We start from the raw sequence: 25,980 nt of genomic DNA, 5'->3' as shown, positions 1-25,980 counted from the left end.
TTGGAAACAATGATGAAGAGAGTCATTAATTGACCACAACAAAAGTGAGCACCAGGGCATGCGTATTCATCGGCAGATGATCAGGAGAGGCAGCCATAAACATGACAAGTTGCATGGAGTTGTCGCTGATCTTGTTAAGAATGACTTTTCGTTGGAAGTCCATAAAACCAACAAATTCGGTCCCCGAGAAGTCCAGCGTGCTCACATCCTCAAAGGTGATTGTTCCATCAGCACCATAAACAGAGGGAACGACAAAGTTTTCGCTTTCAACATAGGTGAATGTAGCATCAGTCTCTGGGGTGTATTTCCCGGTGCATAGTCCGAAGTCGGCGCCGCCCGCATTAACGATTCCTTCGCCTCCGGTGGTCACGTATTGAAAGACCAAGCCGCTAAAAGCCGCTCCATCACTTTTTACATCGTGGGCATAGCTGCCATCAAAAAAGAAGGTATAGGTGTCGTCGTAAACTTCTCCCATGTTTAAATACAAATCGAAAGCCCCTTGTGGAAGGGTTTCCGGTGCACCGGAAGCGACGGAGAAAGATTCATCGGCATTGGCCAGTCGATCTTCGGCAGGGTGGGCTGCCGTTAGTTTCCATGTTTTTCCGTTGGAAGCTGTTGGGCCACTGGTTAGCAATACGTAAGGCGTTAAAGCAACGGCCAGGTTCACCTCCGAAATGGCTGTTTGGCCGTCGGAGTCAGTTGCGGTAAGGGTCGCGGTGTAATAGCCACCATTCTCATAAATATAAACCGGATTTTGCTCGGTACTTGTGTTCCCGTCACCAAAATCCCAAAGCCAGTTTGTGGCGCTGTGAGTTAGGCCTGTGAAAGCTACCTGCTTCCCATCAATACTGTAAAAGATGTCGGCTGAAACAGGAAAGGTAGGACGTGATTCATCTTCTTTACAAGATGAAAGAAATAGAAATCCAATCGTGCTAAAAAAGAACAGAAAGAGGAATAATTTTTTCATAGTTAAGAAAGCTAAGATTAATATTCAGGTAAGTAAGTCTTCATTCTGTTGGTTATCAGTTAATTTTAGGTCGGTTGGTCTGTTGTCAAAGAACTAGAAAGATATTCGTGATCAAAGGATCTTTCTTTATGGACGGATGGCTTGAGGTCTTTCCTTTAATCAGTCAATAGCTTATCAAAGCAGCTATTTTGTTATTTAAGATACAACTCTTAAACTAAAGTATTTCAATCTGTTTAGTAAATTTAAGGAGGACCTGAATGAAAAACATATGGAAATTTGTTCTCCTTGCATTAAATATTGTTCGATCCAAGTTGATTTTTGCTAATACGTTGATTGAGTTAATATTTAATGTGAATTGAATAAGATTAAGGAATTTTGATTCAGGTAAATCAACTTATTTTGATAGACGAGTTTTTCCTTTTGTTGCGATTGATAAGCAGATTCTTAACAAGTTGAAGGTCTGTTGGAGCTTTACTTGTAGCCTAAAGCATTGGAAGGATCTGCTTTAACCAAAACTTGGAGACCTATGAATTATTTACTTTCTGCTATGAGAAAGCATATTCGACTTCTCATCAATCTTAGTTTGGCCGGCATGATTGGAATCCTGGGAGCCTGCAAGTCTGAGGCCTTGGATGCTGGGAACAACACGGATGATAGCCGGGGAATTCAAAAGTTGGCGTATCGACACTCTGGCTTATTGGTGGATTTGGATGTTGGTTTTAAGTCGGTGCCTATGCCCATGGATTTTGATGGTGATGGAGACTTAGACTTGTTAGTATCAGCGTCTGGTAGTTACGTTGAGGTTGGGGTGTTTTATTTTGAAAACATTAGCGGAAACGTTGATTATCCTGTGTTTCGGGCTGGTGAACAGGTTTCTTCCGAGCGATTTCGTTTAGGCTACGATGGTAAATTCTTCGAAGTGTCAGAGGTGAATGGGCATGTCCATGTGTTAACGCCGGATCGGGTCAATGATCAGTTGTTGATTTATGAAGATGTCCCACAAAATGTATTCTGGAAGAAAAGGGATATGCCGTTGAAAGCACGGGGCTATATGCCTGGCACAAATTACAATACCTGGAAGATGATCGATTTCGATCATGACTCTTTGTTCGATTTGGTTTGTGGTTTGTCAAGCAAACAAGGCGATTTTTTACTTTTCTTTAAAAATACAGGGAGCAATCAAGATCCTACTTATGAGGAGCCGGAGCAACTAAAGACGTCATTGGGCAAACCCCTCGGAAATGATTTGTACCTGGAAGTTCCTTTGGCAGACTATGATAATGATGGTGATTTGGATTACCTGGCCATCAGCCCTTTTGCCAATATTGTCTATTTTCAGAATGCGGGCACTCCGCAAGTACATGAATTCCATGAAGGGCAGAAATTGCGCTATCAGGGAGAGCTCATTCAATTTGTCTCTCATTATGGGAATGCAACTAAACTGAAAGCAGTTGATTTTAATCGGGATGGTTTTGTCGATATTTTAGCAGGCGATGAAGATGGGAAAGTCTCTTTTCTGAAAAATACTGGGAAGGTGAACCATGGAATTCCTGAGTTTTTGCCTCCGGTCTTTTTGCAGCAGGAAGCTTTGTTCGTTGATTTAGGGGCTTTGGCTGCTCCTCGTGTTTTTGATTGGGATGGCGATGGATTGGATGATATTTTGAGCGGAAATGGAGTTGGAAACATCTATTTTGTGAAAAATCTTGGGGGAGATATTCCTGTTTGGGATGCTCCTAAAATCCTCGAAATTGATGGAGTTCCTATTCGGATTATTCCGACGGAAGTGTTGCCCAATACAGAGAATCCGCATTGGGGATATACAACCATTGATGTTGGGGATTGGGATCACGATGGGTTGCCCGATATCTTGGTGAATGAACACAATGGCAATTTGGTTTGGCTGAAAAATAAAGGTACCAGGGAAAAGCCGGAGCTGTCAAAACCACAGCCGCTCTATGTTGAATGGGAAGGAGAGCCTCAAAAGCCAGCTTGGACACCAGGAGTTTCTGAAGGGAATGAACTGCTGGCTCCTTGGCGGACATCTCCTTTTATCATGGATTTTAATCAAGATGGCCTTAATGATTTGGTGATGTTGGATTACGAAGGTTATTTGGTGGTTTATCCGCGTCAAAAAGTGGGAGATGAATTACGCTTGGGGCATCCTCAGCGGAATTTTGTTTTCTCGGATGGATCGCCAATCTTGTTAAATCAGCGAACAGGATCTAGTCATGGCCGGTTAAAAATAACTTTTGCTGATTGGGATGGTGATGGATTGGAAGATCTGGTCTTTTCATCAAAACCAGCAGTAGACTGGATGAAGAACCTGGGAATGAAAAATGGGAAAATGGTTTTGCAATACATGGGGCGGGTGATTTCGCGTACCTTGATGGGCCATACGGATGGTCCTGTGGTCACTGACTTTAATCGCGATGGAGTTCCCGATTTGTTGGTGGGCACCGAAACTGGTGTTTTATATTATTGGCAAAGGCCTAGTGTAACGATAACCACAACAATGACCACCACCGGAAAACAGAAACCTGCCGCTTATCCTTACTTCAAACGATGATGATGTTTTGTACTTAGCCTGCCTGGTGCAAAGGTTATTTTTATTTCGTTACCAGAAGGAAATTATTGAGTTAATATTCCATTTGTTTTGCCAAAAATTCGTGAAGTGGCAGCAGGGTATTTGATTTATTTTTAAGGTGTTTGCTTGTTTGGCGAGGTGTTGGATATTTTGTAGCAAAGATTCTAAAAAGTGATGTGTAAGGGAAGAACTTCTAGTTGATTTGAGGAATAAAACCAAAATAAGGATGCTCATGAATTCATTCGTTAAAAGTACAATGTGTTTAGTCGCTGGACTTTTATGTATTGGAAGTAACTATTTGATGGCGCAATCAAATGCTGCATCTTCAAGTCCTGATCGAATTATTCTGAATTTGACGGCAGCGGGAACAAATTCGGTTGCTGTTAGCTGGCGAACAGATACCTTGGTTGAAAAAGGTTTTTGTGAATGGCAGCTGTCACCGCAGGGACCTGTGGCCTCGGAGAATACCCGTCAAGTCGTGGCCAACACGCAACAGCTTGTTTATACTTATTCGAATGAACCAGCTATTCATGCCAAACAGCATAGTTGTACGCTGAAGGACTTAGCTCCAGGGAAAAGCTATATTTACCGGGTTGGCGATGGAACAAATTATAGTGAATGGTTGGAGTTTTCTTTTCCTGCTGAAGATCAGGAAGCCTTCTCTTTCCTGTATTTTGGGGATCCGCAAACAAGCCTGAAATCGCAATGGTCGCGGGTGGTAAGAAAAGCTTATCAGCAAGTACCCGAGTCTGCTTTTATGCTTTATGCCGGCGACTTGATAAATCGTGCAGGCAAAGATCGGGAGTGGCAGGAGTGGTTTGAGGCTGGGCGGTTCATCTTCTCAAGTACGCCCCAATTAATGACTCCGGGAAACCATGATTATGATGATCGGACTTTGGATCCACATTGGAGAGCACAGTTTGAGTTACCGAAAAATGGCCCCAAAGGGTTGGAAGAAACGTGTTTTTTCATCGATTATAAAAATCTACGTTTAATCTCAATTGATTCAGCTGCAGGCGACGAACTGGACGATGAGAACGGTTGGGAGATGCAGTCGCAAGTTGCTTGGCTGGATTCTGTTCTGGGCAATACGGAAAGCGAATGGATTATTCTGACGACCCATTTGCCGTTTTATTCTCCGAAAGCATCGCGCGACAATGCTTCTTTAAGAAAACACTTTCAGCCTTTGATTGAAAAGTATGGGGTTGATTTGGTCCTTTCCGGACATGATCATTCGTATGGCAGAGGGATGGCCTCGGATAGCTCAAATCCTCTTCATCAGCCGGTTTACGTCGTGTCGGTAAGTGGCCCGAAGATGTATGAGGCAGGAGATAAGGACTGGATGAAACGAAAAGGAAGTAAAGTACAGTTGTTTCAGAAAATTACGATTGCACCCGGAAAACTCAATTTTGAAGCTCATACCGCTAATGGCGAATTGTTCGATCATTTTCAACTTAGGAAAGTGGATGGTCAAACGGAGTTGCTCGACTAGTGATTTTAATGGAATGAAATTTTCTCTGAGACGTAGTAAAAGATGAATAAACAACTCATTATGGTTATTCCGGTGATTGTTTTTCGTGAATCGATTCAACCTGAACAGTTAGTTGCTCGGTTACAGTTGGAAGAGCGTAACGAGTCATTTGCTTGGTGGAGCTCTGGTATTGTAGCCGCAAGTTTATTTATCGTTGCCTTGGTCGCTGGTAAATATGCTTTTGGAAGTCCTGATTGTTTCACACAGGGTAAAAGCCAGCTGATTTTTACGATATTCTTTCTACTTTATATGTTGTGCAGCTTTTTAGTATCCGGATTGCTCACGGGTACATTTCCTTTTAATCAGTGGCTCTATCTGGTTAACTTGCTTATCATTTGGGTTTTACTGTCAAGAAGCAAAGAGCCATTTAACATTTCCGTAAGGTTTGATCGCTTAAGCTATGCTCGAATACATAAAATGTATTTCAGTATCTTAATCTTCTTAATTCTTTTAATGGCGTGGTTTTCGGTTTTTTTGCATGATGGATTACCGGGAGCTCACGATTGATTTTCATTTTCTTAGTTTATCTAAATGTTAATGCATCATTGATGGGAGATGATGTAGTTTTAATTTAAAGGTGAAATTATTTTAACCTGCAGTAATTGGTTTTTACACTGTTGTAAAACATGCGGGTTAATATTTAATGTATTTAGAGTAAAATTCCAGAAGCAATTGCCTGATCGTTTATAAAACTTTGTAAGAGTGGATGATGAGATTATGATCCATGATTTTAATTAAATCAAAAAAACTATCTATGAAAAAAAGAATTTTGCAGACACTTCTGGTTGCACTATTTGCTCTGTTTTGTGTTGCTGCTACAGCCCAAAATCGGGTAAGCGGTACCGTAACGGGTGATGATGGTGAGCCTTTGCCTGGAGTATCTATCGTGATTGAGGGTACAAACAACGGGGTAGTGACCAATTTCAATGGAAGCTACAACCTACAACTGCCAAACTCCAATGTAACATTGGTATTCTCTTTTGTTGGTATGGAAACGCAAAATGTTCCAGTCAATGGACGATCTGTGGTAGACGTTATTTTGCAGTCATCAACAATTGGAGTTGATGAAGTGGTGGTAACGGCACTCGGTATTTCTCGTGAAAAAAAGTCATTGGGATATTCAGTTGCTGAAGTTGATGGGGAGTCTTTACAAAAGGTGGCTCAGGAAAATGTCTTGAATTCACTCTCCGGAAAAGTTTCCGGAGTAGCCATTAATTCTACTGGTGGAGCTGGGTCATCAGTAAGTATGGTTATTCGGGGGGCTTCGTCATTAACAAGTGATAACCAGCCGCTTTTTGTGGTTGATGGAGTGCCCATGAATAATACGTTGAACAACATTACTTCTGTTGGTCGTGAAAATAATCCGGACTATGGTAATGCCATTTCTGATTTAAGCTCTGAAAACATCGAAAGTGTTTCGGTATTGAAGGGCCCAAGTGCTGCTGCCTTGTACGGTTCACGCGCTGGTAATGGGGTGGTGATTATCACGACAAAATCCGGAAAGAAATCGAAAGGACTCGGTGTGACGGTTACATCAAATACCGTTGTCGAAACGCCTTACAAGTATTTGGAAAAACATACTCGTTTTGCGAATGGGCAACGGCCATACACACAAGATAATCGCCCCAATAATGGCTTGCCTTATTACGTAGTTCCTGTGGGAGACTCTTATTGGGTTGGCCCGGAGATGGACAAGGGAATGATGGTATATCAATGGCCTTATTTCAATGCGAATGGAGAAGTAGAAGCGACTGAGTTGGTTTCTCACCCGGATAATTTTAAAGACTTTTTCAGAACCGGGATTACATCTACCAATGGGGTTTCGGTTACCGATGCAACAGATCGGTTAAATTACCGGGTGTCATTTGAAAGCATGCAGAATCAGGGAATTATCCCCAATAGTGATTTACACCGAAACTCAATTAGCCTAAACTCTTCATTGAAAGTAGTCGATAACCTTACGGTTAGTTCGAGCATTAATTTTACAAACTCAGGAGCAGATAACCGACCATCTATTGGAAACCGAGGAGCAAACCCGCTCCAAGCTCTGTATGATATCAATTCGCATATTGACATTAACGATTTGAAAAACTATTGGGAGCCTGGCTTGGAAGGAATTCAACAGAACGGTCCCTATACGCTGGATCTGAAACCAGATGGATCGTATGAAAAAGTGGATCGAATCAATAACCCCTATTTCTTAGCGAATGAAGTGAATAACGGTTTCAGCCGAGACCGGGTATTTGGAAATGCAAAAATCGACTGGCAAATCACGCCTGAGTTATCATTAATGGGACGCTATACGCATGATCAGTTTCATGAAAGACGCGAGAGTAAAATTGCCCTCAGTTATACGCGGGATGCAAATGGGGCCTATGGTATTTTCAATATGGCTCGGAGAGAACAAAATGGAGACTTTTTGCTAGCCTACAACAAGACCTTTGAAGATTTTAGCCTTTCAGCCTCGGCTGGTGGTAACTACATGTATCAATATGCCGAAAACAATATGGCCAGAACGAAAGCGAGAGGTAGCGGTTTAATTGTTCCCGGGCTGTATTCGTTGAGTAACATTGCTCCCGACAATATTGAATATGGTTCAAGTTGGAGTGAAAAGGCTATTTATAGTTTGTATGCGCTTGCATCGCTTGGATATAAAGATGCAGTCTATTTGGATCTAACAGCACGGAATGATTGGTCAAGTACCCTCCCTGCTGATAACCGATCTTATTTTTATCCTTCAGCATCTTTAAGCCTGTTGTTGAATAATGTATTCGACATGGGAAGCAAGGTGTCCTTGGCTAAACTGCGTGGAGGTTGGGCTATGGTTGGTAACGACACAGACCCATATCGCTTGATGGCTACCATGCAAAACATGGGGGCCTGGGATAATCAACCTCGCCTGGGGACTTCGGGTACTTTATTATTGCCAGATCTAAAACCGGAGATTCAAACCAGTTGGGAAATTGGTGCTGATTTGGCATTCTTCAACAGCCGATTAAGAATGGATGGTACCTATTATGAATCGGAAAATGAAAACCAAATTTTGAGTATTGCACTGCCTCCATCATCAGGCTATACCGGCAAGCAAATTAATGCGGGCTTAATCTCCAGCAAGGGGATTGAACTTTCATTAGGAGGGGTGCCAATAGCTACTGAAAATTGGAACTGGGATGTGAATTTCGTGTTCTCTAAAAACCGGACAAGAATTGAAGAATTGGCGGAAGGCTTTGACTACATCAGGCTTTGGAGCGATGCCAAAGGAGGAGCCTACACTTGGGTAGGTGATGAAATCGGACAAATTATTGACCGTGCGATGACTCGTGTTGATGATCCGAATTCTCCGTACCATGGCTGGCCAGTCATTGATGATGAAGGCTGGGATGATAGTGACCGAACGCTACAAGGTGCTGATGGTAACCGTGTAGCTCCTGTAATTGGAAACTTTAACCCGGATTTTACTTTGGGGATGCAAACTTCGGTTTCCTATAAAAAATGGACGTTGAGTGCAAGTTTGGACTGGCGTAAAGGAGGTCAGTTTGTTTCGCAAACCTTTCGTTATGGGGAGTCAGATTTACACACGCAACGCTGGATGGATCGTACTCTTAAGTTGAATGATATGAGTGGCCCTGAAATCGCTCAATACCTGAAAGATCATGCTGATGAGTACTTATCGCCCGACGGAATGTTTTTTGTGATTGTTGGAGGGCCAACTGCAGACACCGGAGGTTTGCCACATACCGAAAATGGGATCACCTTAAACGATGGTGTGTTTATGCCGGGTGTTGAAGGCTATTATGATGACAATGGTAATTTCGTGATGGTTAAAGAGCATTTGGGAGACGACGGTACGCCTCTGATCCGTTATCAGGATTACTATGGTTGGGATTATACCCGCAATGCGACATTCGATGCAGACTTCGTAAAACTTCGCGAGATTTCACTGACCTACCAGCTTCCTCCTTTGAAGTCGCTTGGGATTCAGAATGCTTCGGTTTCTGTTTACAGCCGGAACCTAATTTTATGGACGAAAGCTGGAATCAATGTTGATCCGGAAACAGCTTTCCAGGCTGAGTCAGGAGTACAAGGGAGTGGTATTCAATTTAAACAAGGAATTGAGCGATACAATGTTAGTCCTTGGACAATTCCTGTTGGTCTTAAGTTGAACGTGAGTTTTTAACGGATAAAACAGAAAAACATGAAAAGAATAAATTCATTTCACAAGATATTGTTGGTATTTGCAATCCTTGCTTTGGCATCGTGCGAAGACCATCTGACAGAGCTGAATATTGACCCGAATGGGGTTGACCCGGATCTTGTCCAACCCAACTTGGTTGTTCCAACAGTTATTTCTCAAACGGCCCATCCTTACTTGCAGGATAATTATGAAGGCTGGGTGGCTGGAACCATGCAGTATGTGCAAAAGAGTGGTTGGGGAAGCGAGCTTAACAAGTATGATTGGAACAAAGAACGAGGTTGGGATACTTGGTATGCGAACTTGCGTAATGCGAAGCACCTGTATCAACGCTCGATGGAAGAAGGGATGGAGTTTCAGCAAGGAGTTGCTTTGGTGATGCGTGCTTTTAATTATGGTTATATTGTTGATTCCTGGGGCGATGCTCCCTATGCCAATGCCTTGAATGCCCCGGACGGTGGTCAGGGGGATTTGTTTCCGACTTTCGATTCGCAGGAAACAATTTACAAAGGAATCATTGAAGAACTAAAAGAAGCCAATACGCTTTTGTCGAAGCCGGCTGGGGCCTACAAAGGAATTCAGGCGAATGCCGATATTCTTTACAGTGGGAATCCTGGATTATGGCGGAAGTTTGCCAATTCGTTGATGTTGAGGTATTATATGCGACTTTCTGAAAAACTTCCTGACTATGCCAAGCAAGGAATTGAGGAGATCATGAGTAATGCTTCCAGCTATCCGGTTTTTGCTTCATTCGAAGAGGATGCCATGATGAGCTATGTTGGTTCTTCCAACTCCGATTCATGGCCCGCAAATGTCACCTACGATGCTTCGGCCAGTAACTTTAATCGGATTCAGCTTTGTGCTGGTTTCCGCGATGTCTTGGTAGGGCTGGAAGATCCGCGTTTGGATGTTTGGTTCAACCCAGTGAAGATGCAGATAAAGGTTTCAGAGGACTACGAAGACGATGTTGTTATGGATGGAGTTAGGTATTTAAATCCTACTTATATGGCAGAAAACAACATGGTTTTGTATGCCCCGGATACCTGGGTTGATGATGCCGAAGCTGGTAAGGTATTGGTTGATACGATGGTTTATGTTGGTTTGCCTATTGCTTCGACAACCGGAGATGGCTCGGGCTGGAACTTAAATCCAAATCCTATTCAGGGAGGTCCGAATGTGCACAACTCTGCTCTGGATGATATTTATATGGAGGCCGAAGGTGACTTGCTAAAAGCCCGCTTGATGTCCTATGCTGAAGTCTGTTTCATTTTAGCTGAAGCTGCTCAAAAAGGTTGGAACGTTGGCGATCAGCAAAGTTGGTATGAAAAAGGTATAAAAGCTTCGCTGAATACATGGGAAGTGGGGGATGCTTACGATGATTATGTGGCGGTTGCAGGTGTTGCTTTTGACGGTTCAATAGAGCAAATTATGGAGCAAAAATGGATCGCCAACTGGACCGTTGCTCATGAAGCATGGTGCGACTGGCGCCGGACAGGATTGCCCCAGCTAACAGTTGGCAAGAAGGGGGTTCGTGAGGCCATGCCATTGCGGTTTCAGTATGGTGCAAGCGAAAAAGACCGGAATAATGTGAACTACAATGCTGCCATTCAAAACCTTCAGGAAACGGATTACACCGCGACCGATGGTGAAGATAGTGCATGGTCAAAATTCTGGCTGCTACAAGGAACTAACAAACCTTATTAAGGTTCTACAACCAACTATAAGTGATCAGCGGGGGCGCCATGCACCTCCGCTGATTCAATGTATAATGACAAAAGTCTCCGGAACTTAGTCAAGCTGCTCAGTTTCAGGGGCTGTTAAAACGAATCAATGATAATTCGAAGTATACTAATCTTGGGATGCTTGCTGGCGAGTTTACTGGGGATTGCACAGGCAAAATCATTTTCGGATGGATTTGTCTATCTCGATCAAAACAAGAATGGCCAATTGGATTCCGGAGAACCTGGCGTGAATGGTGTTTCTGTCTCCAATGGTTTGGAAGTCATTCAAACCGATGCTGATGGTTATTGGAAGCTGCCTGTTCGAAACGGAGAAGCAATCTTTGTGGTCAAACCAGCTGACTATCAGGTTGGGTTTAAAAGCAATCAACTACCCAAAAATTATTTCTTATTTGATGATCTTGTGCTGGCTGCAAAAAACAAAAGCAAGCTGAACTTTCCTTTGCAACGGAATGATGAACCGCAGCAGTTTGACGTGCTTTTCTGGGGCGATCCGCAGGCTCGTGGCATGAAGGAGGTGGAGTACATTGCCCATGATGTGGTGGAGGAGTGCCTGGCAACGGAGGCTCGCTTTGGAGTTAGCCTTGGAGACTTGGTTGCCGATGATCCGCTTTTGATGGATAGCATCAGTCAATACATTGGTCATATCGGGATTCCGTGGTACAACATTTTTGGTAATCATGACAACGACCGTCAGGCCAAATCAAATCAAGAGCGGGATGATACATTTGAGCGCTTCTTTGGGCCAAGTACTTATGCTTTCGAATACGGGCAGGTGGTTTTTATTGCCTTGAACAATATTTTTTATGGCGGTGATGGCCGTTATTCTCCGCACTTTACAAGCGAGCAGATTGCTTTTGTCAAAAGCTATTTGCAAGCTGTTCCCGCAGATAAACTGGTGGTTTTAATGATGCATGCTCCCATCATTGAATGCGATAATAAGGAGGCTATTCTGGAACTAGTTCAGGATCGAAAGCATAGCTTTTCCATTTCGGGGCATGCGCATGAACAAGCTCATTTATTTTTGGATGCTGGCCAGGGATGGCAGGGGGATGAAGCCCATCATCACTTGGTGAATGCGACGGTTTGTGGTAGTTGGTGGTGTGGTTTGAAGGACGAACTCGGAATACCTCATGCAACGATGAATGACGGAGCCCCCAATGGGTATTCGATTGTGAGCTTCGATGAAAATAGCTACAAAATTCGATTTAAAGCAGCAAGGCGTCCGGCGGATTACCAGATGAATATCTACTTGCCAGAGCAAATTGATGAAGCCAACGCTGGCGAGCAAGTGGTTGTGGTGAATGTATTTGCCGGATCGGAAAAATCAGTTGTCGAAATGCAAGTGAATGGACAAGGATCGTGGTTCAACTTAGAAAAAAAGGATCAAATTGACCCGCAAAGCTTACAAGTACATCTGTTAAACCCTTACCTGGAACTGGAGAAAGGGGATCGTAAATTAGAAGATGTTCTTGGCTATCCGATGGATTATCCGAGCGTTTCAACGCATATGTGGGAAGGAAAGCTTCCCGATAATTTGACCTCGGGAGTGCATAAACTTACCGTTCGAACCAAGGATATGTTTGGACAGGAGTGGGAAGCCCATCGCTTATTCCGAGTAAATTAAGCTATAAAAGAATTGGTGTAAACACATTGATGAATGCCGCAAATCTGAAATATCGCCCCCTTGTTTTTTGCCTACTCTTTGTGCTGGCAGTCTCCGTGATTGGCTGTACTTCAAAAACTTCAACCCAACCAAATAAGAATCGACGACTCATGAGCGAACAGCAACTTTCCTTCTCCGAAAAAAATCATGCTTTGGACAACAACGATAATTTCTCTCCGGATGATCGTTTCTTATGCTACGATACGCGCGGAACGGTCTTCAATAGTGACTTAGCTAATTGTCAATCCATCGAAAAAATTGAGCTGGCAACTGGCCGAGAAACGGTGCTTTGGATGCCGGAATCAGTTACTGGAGTGCAGGCTGCTCCGGGAGTTGCGGCGGTATCATGGCACCCCAGCGAAAATAAGGTGGCTTTCATTCATGGACCGATGTTGAATGAGGTTGAGGAGCGCGGTTATTACGGCATTCGTAATCGGAATGGAGCCGAGGTCAGTGCTGATGGAGCGGGCCACTTTCAATGGCTCGACAAGCGTGCTGTTGCTACCGATCGGCCAACAATCTCCGGAGCCCATCGGGGAGGAACGCATCGGCATGAGTATTCGAAGGATGGCTTGCGAATTGGATTTACCTACGACGATTTTCTGTGCCCGGAGTATGATCGGACCATTGCCTACATGGAGCCAAACTTGAAGGCTCCCGAAGGGGCTTCGCATTACTTTGCGGTGTTGCTAAAACCTGCACAAAAAGGGAAATCAAAGGCTGGTGAAATTGAACGGGCTTTTGGGGATTCCTGGCTTGATCGAAAAGGAACCATGCGGGCTTTTGTGGGGAAGGTAAGAGCCGAAAATGGTCGTGATTATCAGCAGGATTTATTTGTGGCTGATGTCCCCGAAAATGTTGTGATTACAACGGCCTATTCCGGTGATGCAACCCATTTCCCGGAACCGCCTGGAGGTGTTTCCATTCGTCGGTTGACACATGCCGGTGGGGTCTCAGGTATTGTGCGCGGATCGGCAGATGGCCGCTACATTGCATACTTGGCAAAAGATAAATCGGGAATTAATCAATTGTGGATTATCCCTGCAGAGGAGAGTGATCAAGCCAACCAGAAAGAATTGCTACCCCAGCAGGTTAGCAGCTTCCGGTCGGATGCGTCGGATTTACGCTGGCATCCTTCCGGCAATTGGATTTTTTGTCTGGTTGATGGGAATCTACTTGCCTCTTATGTCCAACAAGGGCCATACTTTGGGAAAGCCTTTTGGCTTACGGACGATTCCAAACAACGCAGCCAGTTGGTGGTGTCCAACAATGGGCAGCTGGCTGCTTATAATGTGGAAGTAGACAATGGTGAATCAGATACCTCAACCAGTTTTTTACAAATATTTACGCTACAGTTAGACCTGGAAAAGCTTGATGCAGCCCTGAGTGAAATCTAAAAACGGATAGAATTAGTAATAAATATAGTGTAACTTAAACAGAACTTAAACCAATAGAAATGAACAGTAAACGACTTCTCCAATCGGGTATCTTTATCTTGGGGCTAATGCTTTCCTTGTCTTCCATAGGACAGCGAAAGAGCAATCAAGCTCAAATTCAGGATACCCCTTTTATTCAAGAATACAGTATCAAATACAATTTTAACAACGACCGGGTTGAGCTTCGGCGGGTGGCTGCTGATCGCAATGGCTATGTGCAGGTGCTTTCGTCGCATGGTTTGTTGCGACCAAAAGCCGGCCAATTTCTTTTTCCCGGCGAACTGGTAAAAGATGTGCAGTATTTGCCAACATCAGATAAAGGACTGAAGGATTTGATGAGCCATCAAAAACAGCTGGTCTATTTGGATGATAAGGCTGTGTTGAGTAACGCTTGGGCTGGGAAATTATACAGTCGCCATCAGCTACCTGAAGCGCGTTACTTTGCAGTTGATGATGATTTTACTTTCCTGATCTCAGATGGGAAGAACTTGCAGTTGCTGGACTGGGACCAGGTGCGATGGTCGGGCGTTGCCGAAGATGAAGTGCGCGCCATTCGCTACGATGCATTGAATAAGCTGTATTGGATTTTAGGACAGCATACGGTGTCAACTTTTAATCCAGCTCAAAAAAGGTTGACGACCATTCTGGATGATGCTTCGATAACCTGTATTGAAGTGGCCGGAGATCAGTTGTTCGTTGGAACCAATGATGGTTATTACGAAGTGGATACCAAAACAGGAAAGCCGGGTGCCATTAAACGAAAACTTCCCTGGAATGAAATTACGACCATTGCCAAGCTGGAGGATGGCTTGTGGTTTGGATCAACACGCGGTGCATTTAAGCGTAAGGACGATGGCAGTTATCGATACTACTCGTCCAAACGCTGGCTGCCATCTGATGAAGTGATTGACTTGGCTGATGGGTCGGAGAATTCAATCTTGATTTTGACCAACAAAGGCTTGGGGAAAATCTGTCGCAAGGAAATGACCTTGCACGATAAAGCGATGTATTACGACAAGCAGGTTCGGGAACGTCACATTCGTCATGGCTTTAACGGAACGGTGAGCAACATGACGGATGGAGATGTTACAAGTGGTAGCCTCCAAACTTCTGACAATGATGGTTTGTGGACGACCATGTACCTGGCCGGTGAAGTGTTTCGCTATGCGGTAACCGGTTCTTCCGAAGCTTTGCAAAATGTGCGCGAATCGTTGGATGCCATGGAGCGGCTTTACTCCATTAATCCTGTTCCCGGTTTTCCGTCGCGGTCTTTCGAGCGCCGGGGCTATAAATACCACGATAAACCTTGGCGTAGGGCTGAGGATCCGGAATGGGACTGGAAATCGACAACCAGCAGCGATGAAGCTATTGGTCACATCTTTGCCTTTGGGGCCATTGCAGAGTTGATTGCTGAACCGGACTTGAAAAATAAAGCCATTACTTTGATCGATACCTTGATGTCGCATGCTTTGAAGCACGACCATTATTTGGTGGACTGGAATGGTGAGCCTACGGTGTGGGGCCGCTGGAACCCTGAATATGTGAATGCCCGCCCAGTCATGGTTGGCGACCGGAAGATTAACTCCAGCAACTACATTGGGATGTTGCAAACTGCTTATCATTTCACCCAAAAAGAAAAGTACAAGAAAGCCGCCTTTCAACTAATGGAGGAGCATGGTTATTACGAGAACCTGATGCGCCCGATGAAAGAGATTGGCCCTGCACCGGAGGATTCCGACGATTGGAGCAAGATGCTATCCAGTGGCTGGAACCATTCGGACGATGAAATGTACTACTGTGGTTATTGGGGACTTTATCGTTACGCTTTCAACGATACGCTGAAGGCGAATTACAAAAAGGCGATTGTGGACCACTGGGAACATGAGCGTCCGGAGAAAGAAGGGCTTTGGAATATCATGACGGCTTTGGTTGGAAAAGATAACTACGATTTTGAAGAGGCGATTTGGTACCTGAGAGAATACCCTCTGGACTTGATTGATTGGGGCATTCAAAATAGCCATCGCAAGGATATTGAGTTTGTGGAGCCCAACTTCAGAAAGCAGACCATCCGGGAAGTGTTGCCGGCAGGAGAGTTACGGGTGTCCCGTCACAATGCCAATCGGTTTGACCTGGACAGCAATGGCCGCGGACATGCCGAATACAGTGCGGGCGATATTTGGCTGCTTCCATACTGGATTGGCCGTTACTTGGGAGTCATCAGTGAGCCTCAAAAGTAAGTTTGATTTTCAAACGAAATAAAGACACTAACGAGATCGGCGCTGAAGCCGGTTCAATAAAAAATAAGGTTGTTTTGGTTTAGTTTGATAAGATGGCGTACTTAAACTGCTCAGCGATTTGGGTACGCCACTTACTTTCTTTTCGAACAACTGCAAATTACAAACTTTTGAAAAGAACAAACGATGGATTTACTAGCTGTTTTTCGAAATTGGTTTATTGCTTGCTTGTTGGTATTTGGAGTGACTGGAAGCGTGCTTGCACAGCCGCTCTACCAAGTGGATCAGCAACTTTGGAAGCCTCAGAAAGATGAAGTTTTCCTGCAAGAATCGGTGCAGAAAATTACAACCGACGAGCCGGTAACGGCTGTGGCTGCAACGCAGGGAACTTGCTATGCCTTGATTGGCAAGCAGCTCTTTCAGGTGGACGATGGAAAACTAGTTCCTGCCTCTCAGGCCCCCGAGCAGGTTGTTCGGTTGAAGGCTGCTGGTGGGGCCGTTTGGGCGCTGACTTCCCACGGAATTTATCGCAACCAGGGGAATGCCTGGAAGTTAATCGACAATCAAATTTTTGTTGATGTGTGTATGCATGCCGGTGCTTTGCATGCTGCAACTTCGGAAGAGATTTTTCGATTGGAAAATGATCGCTTTGTAAGTACCAAACCCGAAGGAGGTTATTACACCAGCAACATGACCATGTTAATGGAAGATGGCACGCAGCTTCATGCTGATCCGGTGCGTTTAGGACCCATTGACCATATCGAATCGTACAGTGGAACTTTATATATTTTGCGCCCGGGCCGAATCGTTTTGTTTGATGGCAAAACAGTGAATGATGACTTTGTTGACTGGGGCGTTCTTCCTTCACGAAATACGCGTGACTTTCTGAGTTATGGCAGTCGTTTGTTTATTGCGACTGACCGTGGTTTGGGTGTGTTGCAGGGAGCGGCGCTGAAAACCATTCGGGGAGAAGATGGCTTGCCGGTTGAAAATACGACCTGCCTGGAGCGAGGCTTCGATCAGGATATTTGGATTGGCACCGAGCGTGGAGCGGTGCGTATGTTGAATGACGAGTGGCATTATTTCGGAGCGGACATCTGGCTTCCGGATAATCGGGTGAATGCCCTGGCTGTTGACAATCAGCAAGTGTTTATTGCAACAAATGGAGGGCTGTCGATTCTGTCTTATGAGCCATATACTTTGCAGAAGAAAGCGGCCTATTATGAGCATCACCTGGAAGCGTGGGGGCATAAACGAATGGGCTTCATCCATACACTTGATTTGAAAAATGGGGAGTGGGTGCGTGAGATCAGCGATAACGACGGTTCGCATACGGCTTCTTACCTGGCTGCTATGTGCTACAAATATGCGGTTACGGGAGATAAACAGGCCCGGGAGGAAGCGGTGGAGTCGTTTAAAGCCATGCTTTGGTTGGAGCAAGTAACTCCTATTGATGGATTTTTTGCCCGTTCCATTTGGTCAATAACAGGCGATAAGGGTGAGATGGGAAAACATGGATCAGGTGGCTTGCCTGCCAAGTGGTACCCAACTCCCGATGGCAAGTGGTACTGGAAAGGGGATACCTCCAGCGATGAGGCCATTGCCCATTTTTATTCGGTGTCCTTGTTTCACGATCTAGTGGCCGATGGAAAAGAAAAAGAAATGGCGCGGGAGCATCTGGCAAAAATCTCCAACTACATCATCGACTGTGGATGGACCTTGCACGATATGGACGGAAAACCAACCCGCTGGGGCCGGTGGAATCCGGAATACTTGTTAAGGCCTTATGGATACGTTGACCGCGGCGTAAACGGATTGGAGGCCCTGACTTTTATGCAAACGGCCTTGGCGCTCACCGGAAATCAGAAGTTTGCTGATGGTTACCAGCAATTGATTGATTGGGGCTATCCGGCCAATACCATTCGTCAAAAGAATGTGTTTCCACCCGAGAACCTTGCGCCTTGGGACGATGAACTGGCCTTTTACAGCTACTACACTTTGTTGCGTTATGAGAAAGATCCGGTTTTGCGCTCGGTGTACCTGCGCAGCCTGGAACGTACCTGGGAGGTGAAACGTATGGAGCACATTCCCTGGTTCAACTTTGCTTATGGCGTGATTACCGGCAACGACTGCGATGTGCAGGCATCAGTGGAGCACTTGAGGGCATGGACGCTTGATCCAACCGAGCATACTTTCCGGAATTCGCATCGCGATGATTTGCATGTTGAAGCAGGCTACACGTCGTACGAAGGGGGGCTGAAAGCGATTTCTCCCCGCGAAAAGAATGTGGTTCGGGGAAGCCGCAATGCTGTTGTTTTGGACGGAGGACGCCATGGGCATCGGATTATGGAGCCCACCGGCTTTGTTCGGGACTACTGGATGGGACGTTACCATGGCTTTATTGAAGCGCCGGAAACCAACGATCCGAAGCTGTTGGACGTGGAAGTTGGAGAACCCCAGGGGGCTGCACCTTATCAGGGACCATCACGTCCGAAAGTATATTAATTGAATTATTCAAACAAAATTAGAGCTAATACCCAAGAGATTGACTTATGGAAATAATGAAAAAATTAAAGTTGAAGAGTTGTTTGGTGATGCTGGCTGGGCTGTTGATTTGGGGCGGTTGTGCCGGGCCGAATCCGGAGATACCATCTGTTGCAGAAGTGATTGATGCCAAGGTAACCGAGCTCTATCAAACGAAGAGCGAGGAAGAATTGGCGGCGATTACCTACGAGCAGGCCTTTCAGTTATTCAACGAGCAAGAGTTGCAGGTTTTAAGTAGCAAGTATTGGATGTTTGATGTGAATGTGCCGGTAGTTGTTTCGGTGCTGCGAAGTGTCAAGCAGAAGGTGGTCCCGTTTTGGTTGGAAGAGCAGGGATTTCAGAAGACAGCTATGAAGCTAAAAAATGAAATTACAGGCTATGAGGTGTGGCAAAAGAATTTTGATGCCGGACACGTCGGCTTGGGGATTAATGGCTTTGAGAACTTTGGAATGCACTACTTGGTGAGCGTGGGACCACAAAATCCTGCCGACGAATTGGAGCTGAGTAACTTTTTTCCGAAGCATCAGTATGTGGGAACGATGGCTGATGGGGCATTTACCTATCACGATTGGACTGAGTTGGTTTTAGAGGAGGTGCCGGAAGCTTTGCAAGGACAAAAACTGCTGACCACCATTCGCGGGCGGGGAACCGAGTCGCACTTTGTTGGTGCTTTTCGGGCAACCGAGCATCCGTCTTCGGCTAAACCGGATCAACTGTTGCTCAGCTGGAGTAATGATCCGGCAACGACCATGGATATTCAATGGCGAACAGCCAATTCGGTACAAACAGGTCAGGTGGAGTATCGGGAAAAGGGAGGCGACGAGGTGAAAACCGTTGATGCTACTTCTTTTCTGATGGAAGATTTGATGCTGATGAACGATCGTTATTGTCATCGCTTTACCGCACAATTACGAAACCTGAAGCCCGGAACAACCTACGAATACCGCCTTGCGACCGATGCCGCATGGAGTCCTGAAAACGCATTTACCACTCAGGCGAAGGATGATTCTTTCTCCTTCATTTGGTTTGGAGATACACACTTTTCCAAGGAGTGGGGCAAACTGCTGAACGTGGCTTTTGAGAAACATCCGGATGCTGCGTTTTACTCCATCGTTGGCGATCTGGTGAGCGATGGTCTGCACCGCGACCAATGGGACGCTTTGTGGAGCTATACCGATGGCATTATGAGTCAGCGGCCCATGATGTCCACCCTTGGCAATCACGATAACCGGAGCGGTTTGGGGGCATGGATGTATCGCGAAATGTTTAGCTACCCCGAGGAAGGTCCTTCCGGAATTATTCCGGAGCATACTTACGCCTTTCAATACAAAAATACCTTGTTTTTAATGCTGGATGCCACATCGCCGGTCGAGTTGCAGACCGAATGGATTGAGCAGCAGCTAAAAAATACAACGGCAAGCTGGAAAATTGCCATGTTTCACTTTCCGCCTTACAATTGGGAAGAACCTTATTACGACATCCAGGAAGCTTGGGTTCCTGTGTTTGATCAATACCATGTCGATCTGGTGTTCGGAGGGCATATTCACTACTACATGCGCTCTAAGCCAATGAAGCAGGGCGAAGTGGTGTCTTCCTACAAGGATGGTACGGCCTATATTATTTCCATTGGTATTCCCTCCCGAACCCGCGATATTGGAGAAGAACCGTATGCGGCAGTACAGAAATCGCGAGGGCAGTTTTACCAGTACCTAAAGATTGATGGCGATGTGCTTTCGTACCAGGCGATTGATTCGGAAGGGCAGTTGGCCGATGAATTCAAATTAAAAAAATAAGAAATGAAACGATTGGTGTATACCCTTTTGCTGCTTGTATTCTGGACTTTGAGTGGGACTGCTCAACAGAAAAGATCGCTTGATTTTACTTCAGATGGAGATTTTAAAGTGGTGCAGTTTACCGATACGCACATCAACCTGGAAGAAGGGAAAAACGTGCAGGTGTTTGATGTCATCAGTTCGGTGTTGGCGGCAGAGAGGCCGCAGCTGGCTGTACTCACCGGCGACATTGCCAGTCAGCATGCACCTCGGGAAATTTACCGAAAGCTGGCTGCCATCTTCGAGGCAGAAGATGTTCCTTGGGTGGTGGTGTTTGGGAACCATGATGCCCGGGATGCTAAGGCACGAAAGGAACTGGCCAACTTTGTGGAGCAGTTTCCGGGCTGCTTAAACCACGATGTAGGCACGCTGACGGGAAGCACCAATTTTGTGTTAACCGTGAAGGGACACAACCAAAAGACGGCAGCCTTGCTTTATTGCATGGACTCGAATGCCTACAGCACCTTGAAACCGAAGGTGGATGGTTACGGCTGGTTCGATTTTTCACAGGTCAACTGGTACTTGCAAAAGAGTCGCGACTATACGGCGGCTAATGCTGGGCAACCCTTGCCGGCCCTTGCTTTCTTTCATATTCCCTTGCCGGAATACACTCAAGCGTGGAACAACCAACTGGCGCCTCCTGTCGGGGTAAAAAACGAAGACGAATGCAGCCCGGATATCAATACAGGCATGTTTGCTGCTATGCTTCATGGGGGAGATGTGATGGGGACTTTCACCGGACATGATCATATCAACGATTACATTGGTGTTTTCCATGGCATTGCCTTGGCTTATGGGCGAGTAACCAAAGTGATGCGAAATGAGGAAGACCCGAAAGCGGGTGGTCGGGTGATTGTGCTGCAAGAAAACCAGCGCCAGTTTAAAACGTGGATTCGGGAGTGGAGTGGCAAGAAGGTTTTGGAATGCTCGTTTCCCGGTTCGTTTCAGGAAAAAGAACAGGCCGCCCGTTAAAAGCAGCTAAATCTTATCTTTAACTAAAAATTGACAAGGATGATAAAACAAGCGATCATATTTTTCTTGCTGCTGATGGCAGGAGTGGCAAGCCTGCAGGCACAGGATTCGTATGAAGCGGTAATTAGCGAGGAGCTTATTTTCCTGGAACAGTCAGAACACGTGCACAGCAGCAGCTTGGTGGCTTTGCCCAATGGCGATCTTCTTATCTGTTGGTTTCAGGGCAGTGGTGAACGCAAATCCGACGATGTGCGAATCATGGGAGCGCGGCTAGAGCAAGGGAAGAAGCAGTGGAGCATGCCTTTTCTGATGGCAGACACGCCGGACATCCCCGATTGCAACCCGGTACTGTTTTTGAATGGCCAAAACAAGTTGTTTTTGGTTTGGATTGCGGTGAATGGTAACCGCTGGGAAGGATCGATTTTGCGGACACGCACAAGCGCCAACTACGATAAGCCGGGAGCTCCGGTGTGGGAGTGGCAGGATAATATTTTGCTGAAGCCGGGCGAGGAGTTTGTTGAGGAAATCGCAGCGCAATTTGAGCAAATGCCGGAACTGCATCATGGCTGGGCCGGTTACGCGCCCTTGTACGATGAGCAGATCAAAAAAGCAAGCCACGACCCGGTTTTGCGAAGCATTGGCTGGATGAGCCGCATCAAACCCCTGATTTTGCCCAGTGGACGAATGGTGCTACCCTTGTATTCGGATGGGTTTAACCTGTCGATTTGTGCGCTCTCTGATGATGATGGCGAAACCTGGCAGCCCTCCAAACCCATTGTTGGGCGGGGACCTATTCAGCCGGCTTTGGCGCTTTGCACCAATGGCGATTTGGTGGCCTACATGCGCGATAGCGGAGATGCTCCGGCCCGCGTACACCGAAGTGTCTCGAAAGACAATGGCTATAGCTGGTCGTACACCCAAAAGCTGGATATCCCCAATACGGCCAGCGTGGAGCTGCTTAACCTGCAGGATGGGCGTTGGGCCTTTGTGGGCAATGATGTTTCGGACGGGCGCTACCAGGTGGTGCTGATGCTATCGGACGATGAAGGCCAAAGCTGGAAGTGGAAAACCTACCTGGAAAAGGATAAGCCACACAGCAAGTCGAGTGGCAGCTATTCTTATCCGTCCTTGATTCAGACACCGGACGGGCGATTGCACATTTCGTACTCATCGCGCACCGGCGACCATGGCAAATCCATCAAGCATTTGGTGGTGGATCCGGATAAAATCAGGTAGTGCTAAATTCGAATCAGTTTACCTATGGATTGAGCTTCTGCCAGGTTTCGTAGGTCATTTCAAACTTGATTTCACCTTTTCCATGTGTGCCGATGACAGTCCATCCGGATTGTCGGTAGAATTTTTCAGCTCTTGTGTTTGGCGCAGTTCCTAACCAGACACTGGCTTTGGTCTGCTTAAAATACCAATCAAGCATGAGCTTTTGAAGTTTACGCCCGATGCCCCGTTGCTCAAATTGCGGCTTTAAGAATAAGGCCCAAACATTCTGCTCTTTCAAATCAACGATTGAAAAACCAACAAGCTGATTTTCGATTTCGCAAACCCAGCCTTTCCCTCGTTGGCTGATGAATTCCAGGCAATCTTCATCCGTTATTAACCCCGGATTTGACAGCGTATTTTCAGTAACCGAGTTTCGTACAATTTGAATCTGTTCAATATCAGCTGCTTTGGCTTCTCTAAATATCATTTTTTCTTTGATCATGACTAAAGAATTTGCTAATCGATTGAAATCCAAGATTTACTCTTGCCGCCAAACGTTTTGGTTTGATTGTAGAATTTTGAAATCGAATTTGCAGTACTTTTTTCTGCAAAAATCTCCAAGTCTTTTATGGTTTGTTTGTCTAAATCAAATTCAATCATTTGTCGGTTTCTCAGGCTTGTAGCCAACTAGTGTACATCAACTAGAATTGTTATTCCTCTAAATTCAGGGGGACAACAATACCTATTCTATTGAGTTATTGGGAGGGTTTTAAATTTTTTTCAATATCGTTTTTACGTATAGATGTCTAAATTCATCAAAGACCTGTTCGCTTATTGCATTCTTTACCACTTCGAATATATAAAATATGTTTATCAAAAGGAATAGCTCGGTTAGTCTATTTGGTTGATTGACTTCTTTTAAGAATGGGACAGACTGTATTGCTTTGTTCGACTGACGAGATTCTTGATCAGTTGGACTCTTCAAGATCAAACAACGATAGAAATAGAAGAGTAGGCAGGTTATTGACCGATTCCGAACCAAGTTTGGAAAGACGCGTTTATCCCGTTCTGCTTCGGTTTCTTATCTCCGGAGAAGAGGACCTGAACAGAGTGACGCCAGCGATAAAAAGCAAACGGTGGAGATCTATCCGTAAGCAGTTTTTCAATCAAAAAAAACGCTTGTATCATGATTTGGCAAGGGCCGATTTGATTAGATTTTTGATCCCCAGTTCATCCAAAAACGTAATCGCTAGCTTTCTTATTTTTCGTTTTGATTTTACGAGTACACTGTCTCTGCAGTAGCTTCGAACGACTTCATCAAACGGCCAAGCAGGAATATGTGCTAAAAATTTAGCTCGATTAGGATGTGGTTTGGCTGAGTTTTGGGCTGAAGGGTTGTACTTAACCGCTAGCTTGATGTCGACTTCTTTGTAAGTGAAAGAGGCTTGAATATGATCAAAAAGGTCTTTCCCTGTTGGGCTGTTGATGAAAATAAGAGAAGTTCCCTGGTTGTCATCCAACTCGGGAGCAATATGCTCAATCCCCCAGAAGTCGGCCAGCGTTAGATCGCTTGCCCGGTTTAACGATTTGAAATCGCAAGTATAGCACGAAGGCCTGAGGCAGATATTTTTTAGAAAAGCTTTTAGGTATAAATCATCGGCAACCGGTTGTTGGTAATGTTGTTGATCCTTGAAAACCAGCTTTAGTGCGTGTTCTCTCCAGCCGCTAGCTTTTACCCGAAACGCAACGTCTTCGATTGCTGAGCCATGGCTGCTTGCTTGATAGTCTAAATAGCTTCTCCAAACGATGGGAGAAGGTACGCCATGACAAACCAGATCGACGCAAATTAGTGATTCATAAGGTTTCTGTAGAAAGGTTTTTAATCCTCCTACTTGGCAAGGAGTTCCGGAGAATAAGACTTTTCTGCCGTTTTTCAGATTGCATTCGATTTGTTTATAGACTGCACCTATTTTGCTTTGAACGTACTTGGAACCCTGGAGTTTCGTGAGGTTGGAGCGTTCGCTGACGCAGCTATGCACAACATCGAAATTCGCATTAAAACGTGCACCATAAACAAGTCCTCCTTGCGAAAGAATGTATTTCGAAAGTTCGTAGAAAACACCACCTGATGAGCTTGTTGAGCGGATGTCCGGGTTCTTGTTTATACAGGCCAAAGCAATCGGTTCGTTCGTTACTTCCTCTTTATTAAAGAGGTGACAAACATCGATGCACTTACCACATTCAATACAAGCCGCGCTCACCTCCGGATACCAAAAACCTTCTTTGTTGGTGCACATGTCGATGCAGTTAACCGGACAAATTGAGGCACAGGCGTGGCAGCCTGTACATTTGTTCCGATTTGTGCTATTTAGTTTGTCCGTTATCATTTTCGGTTTTTTATAACAGCTGGTTAGCATCGAGTTGTATAGACTAATTTACAAAAAAGGTACGAGCAGACACACCGTTTGTTACCGAATGTGTTTGGTGAAAGGGGAGCCGTGTTGATAGCCTGCCATTTAGGGCTTGTAGAAAGCAATTTTGATGGGGTAGCAACCCAATTGAAGGGGGTAGACCCCTAAAATAGCCTGTAAAACAGCTTTTTTGCTCTTTTTTAGTCAAAAACCTCCTTTTCTGACAAGTTTAGTTGGTAAATGACCCTACCAGACAGGTAAATGACCTTACCAGAGAGGTAAATGAGGCTACCAGAGAGGTAAATGACCTTACCAGAGAAGTAAATGAGGCTACCAGAGAGGTAAACGTGTTTACCAGAGAGGTAGATGCCCCAACCGAAGAAGTTGACAAGTCAACCAACAAAGTTGATGAGTTAACCAAGGGGTTTTGATACTCAAACAATGGGAAGTGTTCAATAAACTGGGTCAGTTGTATTTTTGAGGTTGCTGATTGTTGTACTTCTGGGTAGCAGTTTGGTGGTGGAGGTTAAAGGCAAAGGCCTATGGTTTATGAGCTTTTGTTGTTTTTTGTGTTATATCCTCTGCAGTTCGTTCCTGTTTTGGGACAGCCATCGTTTTTGGCAAGTTTTGATCTGTGAGTTGGTCGTTTTGCTTGAC

General features: G+C 45.2%; 15 protein-coding genes. 12 read left to right on the top strand and 3 right to left on the bottom strand.

Annotated elements, in window-relative coordinates:
- Positions 1-25: 25 nt before the first annotated feature.
- Complete coding sequence (locus BM156_RS10890) at positions 26-967, bottom strand: PKD domain-containing protein (RefSeq protein WP_093919896.1); 942 nt, start codon at positions 965-967, stop codon at positions 26-28.
- A 526-nt stretch (positions 968-1,493) separates the two neighbouring features.
- Here BM156_RS10890 and BM156_RS10885 point away from each other — a divergent pair.
- The 12 genes from BM156_RS10885 to BM156_RS10830 all read left to right on the top strand — a co-directional run bounded on the left by BM156_RS10885 (position 1,494) and on the right by BM156_RS10830 (position 22,933).
- Positions 1,494-3,533: an FG-GAP repeat domain-containing protein gene (locus BM156_RS10885; protein ID WP_093919895.1), complete on the top strand. Its 2,040-nt coding sequence runs from the start codon at positions 1,494-1,496 to the stop codon at positions 3,531-3,533.
- Positions 3,534-3,783: 250 nt separating this feature from the next.
- Positions 3,784-5,043, top strand: coding sequence for a purple acid phosphatase family protein (locus BM156_RS10880; RefSeq protein WP_170846937.1), 1,260 nt, complete (start codon positions 3,784-3,786; stop codon positions 5,041-5,043).
- A 42-nt stretch (positions 5,044-5,085) separates the two neighbouring features.
- Positions 5,086-5,589, top strand: a complete 504-nt coding sequence (locus tag BM156_RS10875; RefSeq protein WP_093919893.1) for a hypothetical protein — start codon at positions 5,086-5,088, stop codon at positions 5,587-5,589.
- Between the two features lie 247 nt (positions 5,590-5,836).
- Positions 5,837-9,259 carry a SusC/RagA family TonB-linked outer membrane protein gene (locus BM156_RS10870; RefSeq protein ID WP_212733487.1) on the top strand — a complete coding sequence of 1,141 codons (3,423 nt, stop codon included), beginning with the start codon at positions 5,837-5,839 and terminating at the stop codon, positions 9,257-9,259.
- Positions 9,260-9,277: 18 nt separating this feature from the next.
- Complete coding sequence (locus BM156_RS10865; RefSeq protein WP_093919891.1) at positions 9,278-10,978, top strand: SusD/RagB family nutrient-binding outer membrane lipoprotein; 1,701 nt, start codon at positions 9,278-9,280, stop codon at positions 10,976-10,978.
- Between the two features lie 126 nt (positions 10,979-11,104).
- On the top strand, positions 11,105-12,640 hold the full coding sequence (locus tag BM156_RS10860; RefSeq protein ID WP_093919890.1) for a calcineurin-like phosphoesterase C-terminal domain-containing protein: 1,536 nt from the start codon (positions 11,105-11,107) through the stop codon (positions 12,638-12,640).
- A gap of 149 nt (positions 12,641-12,789) precedes the next feature.
- A complete protein-coding gene (locus tag BM156_RS10855; protein ID WP_170846936.1) occupies positions 12,790-14,076 on the top strand; it encodes a DUF3748 domain-containing protein in 1,287 nt (428 codons plus the stop codon).
- A 59-nt stretch (positions 14,077-14,135) separates the two neighbouring features.
- On the top strand, positions 14,136-16,352 hold the full coding sequence (locus BM156_RS10850; RefSeq protein WP_212733486.1) for a hypothetical protein: 2,217 nt from the start codon (positions 14,136-14,138) through the stop codon (positions 16,350-16,352).
- Between the two features lie 183 nt (positions 16,353-16,535).
- Positions 16,536-18,854, top strand: a complete 2,319-nt coding sequence (locus tag BM156_RS10845) for a ligand-binding sensor domain-containing protein (RefSeq protein WP_093919888.1) — start codon at positions 16,536-16,538, stop codon at positions 18,852-18,854.
- Between the two features lie 56 nt (positions 18,855-18,910).
- Positions 18,911-20,686: a purple acid phosphatase family protein gene (locus BM156_RS10840; protein ID WP_093919925.1), complete on the top strand. Its 1,776-nt coding sequence runs from the start codon at positions 18,911-18,913 to the stop codon at positions 20,684-20,686.
- Positions 20,687-20,689: 3 nt separating this feature from the next.
- Complete coding sequence (locus BM156_RS10835; RefSeq protein ID WP_093919887.1) at positions 20,690-21,697, top strand: metallophosphoesterase family protein; 1,008 nt, start codon at positions 20,690-20,692, stop codon at positions 21,695-21,697.
- Positions 21,698-21,736: 39 nt separating this feature from the next.
- Positions 21,737-22,933, top strand: a complete 1,197-nt coding sequence (locus tag BM156_RS10830; protein WP_093919886.1) for a sialidase family protein — start codon at positions 21,737-21,739, stop codon at positions 22,931-22,933.
- 22 nt (positions 22,934-22,955) lie between these two features.
- Here BM156_RS10830 and BM156_RS10825 read toward each other — a convergent pair whose 3' ends face one another.
- Together BM156_RS10825 and BM156_RS10820 are read right to left on the bottom strand one after the other, a co-directional pair.
- Positions 22,956-23,414: a GNAT family N-acetyltransferase gene (locus tag BM156_RS10825; protein WP_212733485.1), complete on the bottom strand. Its 459-nt coding sequence runs from the start codon at positions 23,412-23,414 to the stop codon at positions 22,956-22,958.
- Between the two features lie 682 nt (positions 23,415-24,096).
- Positions 24,097-25,299 (bottom strand): Coenzyme F420 hydrogenase/dehydrogenase, beta subunit C-terminal domain, encoded by a 1,203-nt coding sequence (locus tag BM156_RS10820; RefSeq protein WP_170846935.1) that lies wholly within the window; start codon positions 25,297-25,299, stop codon positions 24,097-24,099.
- Between the last annotated feature and the right edge of the window lie 681 nt (positions 25,300-25,980).

The sequence above is a fragment of the Sunxiuqinia elliptica genome (genome assembly GCF_900113005.1).
Lineage (GTDB): Bacteria > Bacteroidota > Bacteroidia > Bacteroidales > Prolixibacteraceae > Sunxiuqinia > Sunxiuqinia elliptica.
Note: the sequence above shows the minus strand (reverse complement) of the source record. Positions and strands in the feature narration are given on the sequence as shown.